This window comes from Pseudomonas sp. NPDC089741 (assembly GCF_044748825.1).
Taxonomy (GTDB): domain Bacteria; phylum Pseudomonadota; class Gammaproteobacteria; order Pseudomonadales; family Pseudomonadaceae; genus Aquipseudomonas; species Aquipseudomonas helmanticensis.
In genome coordinates this window covers 1-6604 of the sequence record NZ_JBIVGT010000063.1, presented here as the reverse complement: position 1 = coordinate 6604, position 6604 = coordinate 1, and the positions used below count along the sequence as shown (strand labels likewise).

The window sequence follows — 6604 nt, the reverse complement described above, 5'->3', positions numbered from 1 at the left end:
CGTGGTGCAACACCGGAAAGCTTCGCCCACGATCCAGCAGGCAACCTCCTCGGTCAGAATGACCTGCCCGTAGCCAATTTGGCTAACGTCAAAGGCAACCGCCTACTGATGCAGGGCGACCGCCATTATGACTACGACGCTTACGGTAATTTGAGCCGTGAACGTCGTGGCGCCGGCCAGAAACTCGTCACCGAATATCGCTACGACTGCCAGCATCGTCTGATCGGCGTCAGCCTGCCGGGCGGCAGCACTGCAACTTACAAATACGACGCCTTCGGCCGTCGTATAGAAAAAACCGTCGACGGCCACACCACTGAATTCCTGTGGCAAGGCGAGCGCTTGATCGCTGAAAGCGCCGAAAATCGCTATCGCAGTTACATCTACGAACCGGGCAGCTTCCGTCCGTTGGCTATGCTCGACGGCGAAGGCCCACGTAAAGCCACGCCGTTCTATTACCAACTCGATCACTTGGGCACACCGCAGGAACTCACCGATTACAGCGGCGAGATTATGTGGTCGGCCAGATACCGAGCTTATGGCAACCTGGCGGCACTCGATGTCAGCGAAATCGATAACCCGTTGCGGTTCCAGGGTCAGTATTTCGATGCCGAGACGGGGTTACATTACAACCGACACCGCTACTACAATCCGGGGACTGGACGGTTTTTGACGCCGGATCCGATCAAGCTTGCTGGGGGGTTGAATAACTACCAGTACGTGCCTAATCCTACGGGATGGGTGGATCCGTTGGGGTTGAATGGGTGTCCGGGACAAAAGAAATTTACCCGAAATGATAAATTTTATGGCTCTCGCAGAGCTGCCTTTCAAGATGCAAAACGTGATGCAAGAATACCCAAGTCAGCTGAACCATTGGAAGTAAACCAAGTTGCCCTCACAAAAGCGGGTGAGCATGGAGTAGGAAAACAAAACGTTCTCGATGCGGATGGCAACATTGTCTACACTAGAGAATACCACTACAAAAACATTGACAATGAGCGCGTAGTAATTCAAGAGCACTCATATGGGCATGAAGACTTCCCAAGCGACCATGCTTCGCACAAACCGCATTTCAATGTAAGAGAGTATGATCCGGAAACAGGCAATGCTGACCGCAATAGAACTTTCCACCTTAAAAGTGTTTCCACCCATTATGTTTTCGAGTGAAAAATAAAATGTGGACAAACTACATTTCAGACAAAAAACAATGGCTAGCCATTTTTGGAAATGGCTACGCGCCAACGGACTTAAACATCTCCCACGCCATACTTAGAGACAATGCGATAACTTTAAAACTATTCAGCCGCATGAAAGACAACAGCTACCCAGATAAGTGGATAAAAAATGAATATAATGAGTTTTCCTTTGACCTAATCATTAACAATGCAACAACATTAGAGGTTAAAAACTTCAACCTCTGCGGCCCACTAGAACTAAATATCAACAAAAACAACAGTGAATTCGAAATAAAGGCGACAATCAACTCTCTATGCAATATTACGTGCAAAGCCAGTGGCATATTTATAAACAACATCAAAGCATACAACAATGATGGCGCAATCTAAGAAAAACATAAAACATAAAACATAAAACATAAAACATAAAAAGTGGGACAAATTTATTTTCTACAAACCGAAAATAAACCTGCCCCCCTTTTCTCGAAGAATAGTCTCGCAAACAAAAGTCGACCCAAAAGGTTTTAAAACCATTGATGGCAATCAAATAGAATCAAAACAACTTGATCAATTTATAATCGAGAGAGCAAAATGAATTTTTTAATTGACATTACAAAATCCTTTGGCGCTATCGATTTCGACAATGCCGGCGGAGTCATATCCTATATAAATATTCCTCCAACTGAAAACATTCATAATAGCTTTCAACTCGAAATTTTTAATGTCGTTCTTAACCTAATAGACGAACCAGTAGTCTCTTCAATAAAACTTCAGAATTCAAAATTCCTAGACAACATGGACGAGGACGGTTTCCTAATACTCAAGAAAGCAATCATTACATTTGAGAAGATGAAGGGTCATGAAAAACTAATACGCCTATTAAATCAAGATGAAGGTTACTTGACGCACGAGTCTTACGGCCCCAAATTAGCGAACGAAGATAAAATCTACGACGTCGGAGGGAGATCATTCTCAACACCACAGTTATTGATCAATCTTGCCATAATCTCACCAAAAAAAGTAACTATCGAGTTCACCCCTTCGAACCTTACTTATATAGCAACATACGAAGAACTCCAAAATTCAGTAAAACTCTTAAATTTACAAGCAAATCGTGTCCAACCTCCAATCCAGGGAATATTCGACACAACCTACAGCAATATGCACACCGTTAGCGATTTTGATGCGGGTTATCGAGTATACAAACAATAGAACAACGGTAAGTGGGGACAGTCCATATCTACCCTGAACAGCCAACAAAAAGGGGACAGATTTATTTTCTAAACACTGAAAATAAATTTGTCCCCTTTTCTTTTTTGTCGCTCGAAGAAACTAAAATCGCGCCTGGCAACAGAACTGCATCCATTGAAGAAATAAAATCTCCAGAAGAATTTTTCCAACGCTCAGGTAAACGTTCAGAGCAGGATCAGAAAGCAGGTGAAGCGTACAGACCATCAGGTTCAATAACGCTTAAAGAGGATGGTACGATCACGCTCATACCACCGGGAGAACTTCCATGATATTTAGATCAGCCGGCACGGAAATCAATCTAAACACGGTCACCTACAGGAGCCTTGGCTTCGGAGAAAAGTCAATTCTTGAAACAAAAAAATACGAAATGACGATAAACAACGATGAGTTTCCGGAACAATTTATCAGCCATGCAAATTCATTTATTGCCGAATGCAAAATTGATGACTCTGAGCAAGGCTATGCGGACATTCCCGAACTAGAAAAAATAGAATACCCAACCTTTGATGAAATTTTAAACAACTATCACAATTTGGCTGCAAGCCTTATAAAAGACTATCTTTATTTCGAGCTTTTTTACTTTCTATTCCCAAACTCAAAAGAACTCAAGATAGTTATAAACAGCATCGAAAACATAAAATCAGATGGAACATCAATTACAATCACGGGCGAAACGTATCCAGTTCAGAAAACATAGAAAACAAAGTAGGTAAAAAGTGGCAAAACCGGGGAAGGATTTATTTTCCACGGAGGGTGGATATGAATTTTTGAATGGAGTTCCTTTGGGATTGAACAGAGATTCTCAGTGGAAACCAATAAAACTTCTCAAGTAGAAAAACTATTTAGCGTAAGTATTCCAGAGTTATACTTGGACTTTGGCAAATTTTCCGACTAGGCCTCTCCAGAGCAATCTTCATTTCCATATGCTAATGAAGGGATTTTCAGTTTTATTTTCTACGCATTGAAAATAAATCTTTTCCCTTTTCTCCACTCTATGACAACTCGCGCCTGCTGCTGACTGAAATCGAAAAGGAGCGCGGCGAGCAATACCACCTCGACTACTACGCCAACGGCCTGCTCCAGCAGGAAACCGGCTTCGACGGTCGTCGTACGGCCTATGAATATGACCTCAACGGCCAACTGCTGAAGAAAACCGAGTTCGGCGACGACGGCAGCGAACGGGTCACTGAATATCAGCGTGACGCTGCTGGCCGACTACTGGTGAAAACCCTGGCCGATGGCGAAGAAATCCACTACGGCTACGACGCCCTCGGTCGCCTCGTCAACGTCGACGACGGTCATTGGCCGCTCGCCTACAAATACGACCTGCAAGACCGCCTCATCGAAGAACACCAAGGTTGGGGCACCCTGCGATACGAGTACGACAGCGTCGGCCAACTAAAACACTGCCGCCTGCCTGACGGCAGCAAACTCGATTACCGTCACCAACCGGGCGGGCAACTGAGCAGCATCGACCTCAACGGCTCACGCCTGACCTCTCACCAGTTCAGTGCTGGGCGCGAACAAAAACGTCAGCAAGGTTTGCTGCTCAGCCAATACCAGTACGACGAACAAGGCCGCCTGCAAGCCCACACTGTTGGCCAGCGAGACAAGAACCTGTTCCAGCGTAGTTATAATTACGATGCCAACGGCAACCTCGCTGGCATTGATGACAGCCGCAAAGGCAATCGCAGCTACCACTATGACCCGCTCGATCGATTGATCAGCGTGCGTGGCGCTATCCCAGAAAGCTTCGCCCACGATCCGGCCGGCAACCTGCTGGGCCAAAGTAACGAAGGCACTGCCAACCTCGCCAACGTCAAAGGTAACCGCCTGCTGATGCAGGGTGATCGTCACTACGAGTACGACGCGTACGGCAACCTGAGTCGCGAACGCCGTGGTACCAGGCAGAAACTCGTCACCGAATATCGCTACGACTGCCAACACCGCTTGATCGGCGTAAGCCTGCCGGGTGGCAGCACCGCAACCTACAAGTACGATGCATTCGGTCGACGTTTTGAAAAAACCGTCGACGGCCACATCACCGAATTCCTTTGGCAAGGCGAACGCCTGATTGCGGAAAGCGCCGAAAACCGCTACCGCAGCTACATCTACGAACCGGGCAGCTTCCGCCCATTGGCGATGCTAGATGGCGAAGGCCCACGTAAAGCAACGCCGTTCTATTACCAACTCGACCACCTCGGCACACCGCAGGAGCTCACCGACTACAGCGGTGAAATCATGTGGTCGGCGAAGTACCGAGCCTACGGTAATCTCGCCGAGCTGGACGTCAGCGAGATCGATAACCCGTTGCGGTTTCAGGGTCAATATTTCGATGCCGAGACAGGGTTTCATTACAACCGACACCGCTACTACAATCCGAGTACTGGACGGTTTTTGACGCCGGATCCGATCAAGCTTGCGGGTGGGTTGAATAGCTACCAGTACGTGCCTAACCCTACGGGGTGGGTGGATCCGCTTGGTCTAAACACTTGCCCTGGTGGGGATAAATGCATTCCTGGCCAAGGTGCCGAACCTCCAGAGCAAAAAGCCAAGGTTAGCGATGGATCCCCGCCTCCTCCAGACGTTCAGTGGACAAACCATGGAAATAAACATGTGGCCCCTAAGGCTCCTTGGCCTTCTGTCGTAAAATCCACTGCCAATGGAGGTGCAGCGAAATATGTGCCGGGCACAGATATAGAAGCATTAGAACGGCACGCTTTTGCAAACGGACAAGATGTCAATAATGGAAAACCATGGAAAGTCATTGATATGGGAAAAACTATCGGCGCTAACGACGGAAAAGAAACCCGGTACATGAGGGTGGAATTGAGTGCGAACACCATACATGGACATCCGATATCTGAAGAAGCCTTCAAAAAACTAACCAAGAAGAAAAAATAAGCGATGAACATTAATAAAATAATAACGCTCGGCGGAACAATTACTCTCGATGAACTCTCCACATTAGTTGGAAGCGACATCAAACTTATTACCGACGATTTAAAAGAAGATCTATTACAGGCATCACTGCCACTCGAACAAATAATTGATATTGGATGGTACCCAGAATTCAGCGAAAAAGGCTCCTTTAGAATCTCGCTAATTACAGATCAAAACTGGGAGTCGCCCACACACAGCGAAAGCGCGAAAACTTGGACTGAACTTGAAATAGCGTTAGATCACACTCTGAATAAAATAAAAAAACCTTAATCTTTACGCAGGCGTAAAATAGACCCTTCGTAAAAAACACCACTCCCGAAAACGTTAGGCTAAAAAGCAGACTAAAAAGAACTAAAAAAACTAAAAAAACTAAAAAAACTAAAAAAACTAAAAAGGGACAGATTTATTTTCTACGGGGTAACGATCCAAGCGTTCCACCTGGAGACAAAAAGTGAAAGTCACATGCAAAACAAACAAGATAGGCGAAAACTTCTCGACAGAAACAGCATCAAGACTAAAGTGCTACATTTCAATTGGCGACGATGAACTGGAAATCGAAATTGGAAAAGAATATGTAGTTTATGGCATTGAGCTTTGGGATAACCGCCCCTGGCTTTACATTTGCACAGAACCCTATGACGAATATCCGAAACCGTTTGCCCTGGATTTTTTTGAGATTTCCGACAAGAAACTTTCATCTCACTGGATTTTGAAATCCAAGGAGACTCACAACAACAAAAACAAAACTCAATTTGTTTTTCAAGAGTGGGCTGAAGACGACAGCTTTTATGAAAACCTAGTTAACGAAGATCAAACCTGCATAACTATATTCAACCGATACAAAAAACTCATTGATACAGAATAAGATCAAAAACGATATATGAGCAACTTTTTCACTTGCGAGCTCCGCGCAATAAGAGACAGGCTATATTTTTCCGTTTCGCACTTTAAACGTGGTCCGTCCCTGATTAATTTTACGGCAGCCAACTGCGCTATCGCTACGACAACTCGCAACTCAACCTCACCGAGATCGAGAACGAGCGCGGCGAACGCTACCAACTCGACTACTACTCGAATGGCCTGATCGAGCAGGAAACTGGTTTTGACGGTCGACGCACTGCCTACGAGTACGACCTCAACGGCCAGTTGCTTAAGAAAATCGAGTTCGGCGATGACGGCAGCGAACTGGTCAGCGAATACCAACGTGATGCGTCCGGACGTCTGCTGGTCAAAACCTT

At 45.8% G+C, this 6604-nt stretch carries 7 protein-coding genes and 2 pseudogenes; all 9 read left to right on the top strand.

Annotated features, from left to right (window positions below; genetic code table 11):
• Window positions 1-1164, top strand: a 1164-nt coding sequence (locus tag ACIPZE_RS28485) for an RHS repeat-associated core domain-containing protein (RefSeq protein WP_400776747.1), incomplete at its 5' end; no start/stop codon positions are given.
• A gap of 8 nt (window positions 1165-1172) precedes the next feature.
• Window positions 1173-1562, top strand: coding sequence for an Imm50 family immunity protein (locus ACIPZE_RS28480; protein ID WP_283435898.1), 390 nt, complete (start codon window positions 1173-1175; stop codon window positions 1560-1562).
• A gap of 201 nt (window positions 1563-1763) precedes the next feature.
• Complete coding sequence (locus ACIPZE_RS28475; protein ID WP_283435897.1) at window positions 1764-2384, top strand: hypothetical protein; 621 nt, start codon at window positions 1764-1766, stop codon at window positions 2382-2384.
• An 11-nt stretch (window positions 2385-2395) separates the two neighbouring features.
• Window positions 2396-2692 carry a hypothetical protein gene (locus tag ACIPZE_RS28470; RefSeq protein WP_283435896.1) on the top strand — a complete coding sequence of 99 codons (297 nt, stop codon included), beginning with the start codon at window positions 2396-2398 and terminating at the stop codon, window positions 2690-2692.
• Complete coding sequence (locus ACIPZE_RS28465) at window positions 2689-3120, top strand: hypothetical protein (protein ID WP_283435895.1); 432 nt, start codon at window positions 2689-2691, stop codon at window positions 3118-3120. The genes ACIPZE_RS28470 and ACIPZE_RS28465 overlap by 4 nt, the downstream gene beginning before the upstream one ends.
• 296 nt (window positions 3121-3416) lie before the next feature.
• Window positions 3417-5327 (top strand): annotated as a pseudogene (locus ACIPZE_RS28460) (RHS repeat domain-containing protein); the annotation flags it as partial.
• Window positions 5328-5330: 3 nt separating this feature from the next.
• Window positions 5331-5636 (top strand): hypothetical protein, encoded by a 306-nt coding sequence (locus ACIPZE_RS28455; protein ID WP_400776743.1) that lies wholly within the window; start codon window positions 5331-5333, stop codon window positions 5634-5636.
• A gap of 181 nt (window positions 5637-5817) precedes the next feature.
• Window positions 5818-6231, top strand: coding sequence for a hypothetical protein (locus ACIPZE_RS28450; RefSeq protein ID WP_400776740.1), 414 nt, complete (start codon window positions 5818-5820; stop codon window positions 6229-6231).
• Window positions 6232-6344: 113 nt separating this feature from the next.
• Window positions 6345-6604, top strand: a pseudogene (locus ACIPZE_RS28445) (hypothetical protein); the annotation flags it as partial.

Coding starts and splice junctions, on each gene's coding strand:
- ACIPZE_RS28480 (WP_283435898.1), top strand. CDS start 1,173: ATGTGGACAAACTACATTTCAGACAAAAAACAATGGCTAGCCATTTTT.
- ACIPZE_RS28475 (WP_283435897.1), top strand. CDS start 1,764: ATGAATTTTTTAATTGACATTACAAAATCCTTTGGCGCTATCGATTTC.
- ACIPZE_RS28465 (WP_283435895.1), top strand. CDS start 2,689: ATGATATTTAGATCAGCCGGCACGGAAATCAATCTAAACACGGTCACC.
- ACIPZE_RS28455 (WP_400776743.1), top strand. CDS start 5,331: ATGAACATTAATAAAATAATAACGCTCGGCGGAACAATTACTCTCGAT.